At 45.1% G+C, this 2,184-nt stretch carries 2 protein-coding genes; both read left to right on the forward strand.

Features of this window, described 5'->3' with window-relative positions; all coding sequences use genetic code 11:
• Positions 1-832 (forward strand): NAD(+) synthase (nadE, locus tag B9T16_RS28000; RefSeq protein ID WP_410246317.1); only part of this gene is annotated, 832 nt, incomplete at its 5' end.
• Between the two features lie 144 nt (positions 833-976).
• Positions 977-2,116, forward strand: coding sequence for a histidinol-phosphate transaminase (locus tag B9T16_RS28005; protein WP_410246318.1), 1,140 nt, complete (start codon positions 977-979; stop codon positions 2,114-2,116).
• Positions 2,117-2,184: the final 68 nt, after the last annotated feature.

The following is a 2,184-nucleotide window of genomic DNA, read 5'->3' on the forward strand; positions in this document are numbered from 1 at the left end:
TTGGCAGGCTTTGGTTTTGGGCGTGAAAGACTACACCCGAAAATGTGGTTTTTCTAAGGTGGTAATTGGGTTGAGTGGGGGGATTGATTCTTCCCTTGTGGCAGCTATTGCTACCGAAGCCCTAGGAAGTCAGCAAGTCTTGGGGGTTTTGATGCCATCTCCCTACAGTTCCGAACATTCCGTTGAAGATGCTTTGGATTTAGCTAACAACCTGGGAATTTCTACCCAAACACTCCCCATTGAGTCCGTTATGAATGCCTTCGACAGCACCCTATATAATTTGTTCGCCGGAACTCAATTTGGCATTGCTGAAGAAAATATGCAATCCCGAATTAGGGGCACTTTATTAATGGCAATTTCCAACAAATTCGGTCATCTGTTACTCTCCACAGGTAACAAGTCAGAAATCGCCGTCGGATACTGTACCCTTTATGGTGACATGAATGGTGGTTTAGCGGTCATTGCAGATGTGCCGAAAACCCGTGTTTACTCAATTTGTAAATGGTTAAATGAAAACCGAGGTCGAGAAATTATCCCTAATAATGTCCTGATTAAACCCGCCAGCGCCGAATTAAAACCCGGTCAATTTGATAGTGATTCTCTGCCACCCTATCATATCTTAGATGATATTCTTTATCGACTTATCGAAAGACACGAATCTGTCCCCACAATTATTGAAGCCGGACATGATTGCCAAACTGTCGAACGTATAGTAAAATTAGTCATGGGCGCGGAATTTAAACGCCGCCAAGCACCCCCTGGGTTGAAAATTAGCGATCGCGCCTTTGGCACAGGTTGGCGGATGCCTATTGCTAGGGGGAAAGATATCTAGGAATGGATAATTTGCCTTCCCAATAGTTTCACAAACTCAGTCCTCTACAAAGTCACCCACCAGCATCAAAATCTGTTTTTCAACCATTGATTAAACCTCTAGTTGCTTGGGTTGAGTAATAGTTTCTCAAATCACTCTATATATATGTTGCCATTTATTCGCGAAGATCTGAATCAATTTCAAGCCTACACCCCCCACCCAGGGGGAGACTCTGGTAGTGCGGTTAAGTCTGATCTAATTTTAGATCGCCTCGATACTAACGAGTCCCCCTATGACCTACCAGGGGAGTTGAAACAGAAATTGGCGAGTATCTATCAACGGGATATTGAAACCAATCGTTATCCAGACGGCAGCCACGAGCCCGTTAAAAAGGCGATCGCTAATTATGTTAATTCTGCCATTTCTGAGGTTTCCACCCCGATAACGGCTGATTATGTGTCTGTAGGGAACGGTTCTGATGAGTTGCTCCGTTCTCTGTTAATTGCCACCTGCTTAAATGGTTCCGGGTCGATTTTAGTAGCCAACCCTACATTTTCCATGTATGCTATTCTCGCCCAAACTTTAGGGGTTCGGGTAGTCACAGTTAATCGATCCGAGGCGAATTTTGAAATGGATTTAATCGCCGCCAAACAGGCTATTACCGACCCGCAAACCCCCCCCATTAAAGTGGTGTTTGTGGTGCATCCCAACTCCCCCACAGCTAATGCTTTAACCGAGGCAGAATTAGACTGGTTGCGGAGTCTTCCCGAACATATTTTAGTAGTCATTGATGAGGCTTATTTTGAATTTAGCCAAACCACAGTAGCCGGAGAAATTACCCAACATCCTAATTGGGTGATTTTACGGACTTTTTCTAAGGCTTTTCGTTTGGCTTCTTTGCGGGTTGGCTATGCTATAACTTCCCCGGAATTGACTACTATCTTAGAAAAGGTGCGCCTTCCCTACAACCTCCCTAGTTTCTCCCAAGAAGCTGCTTTGTTAGCCTTAACTCACCGGGAAGAATTACAACAGGTCATCCCGGAAATTATTAGGGAACGCGATCGCCTCTTGGCGCGGTTGGCTAATCATCCTCTGTTAAAAGTTTGGCCGAGTCATGGTAATTTTATCTATGGTCGTCTCAAGTCTAATAATTCTGATCAGCGATTAAATCAAATAGTACAGGATCTCAAATCTCAGGGTTCTTTAATTCGCCATACAGGGGGTGGTCTGAGAATTACCATAGGAACCCCAGCCGAAAATCAACGCACAGGCGATCGCTTATTTTCCTTAACCGACAATTACTAAACGCCCCCACGCAATTAATTATCCTAGCCCCTCCTGGGGAGGCGCACAACCCGGAGGAGAGGGCGGGT

Origin of the sequence: Arthrospira sp. PCC 8006 (genome assembly GCF_046480465.1) — a bacterium.
In the GTDB taxonomy this organism is placed as follows: Bacteria; Cyanobacteriota; Cyanobacteriia; order Cyanobacteriales; family Microcoleaceae; genus Limnospira; species Limnospira platensis.

Excerpts from the sequence above, each read along its gene's own strand:
- B9T16_RS28005 (WP_410246318.1), top strand. The coding sequence starts at position 977 with ATGTTGCCATTTATTCGCGAAGATCTGAATCAATTTCAAGCCTACACC.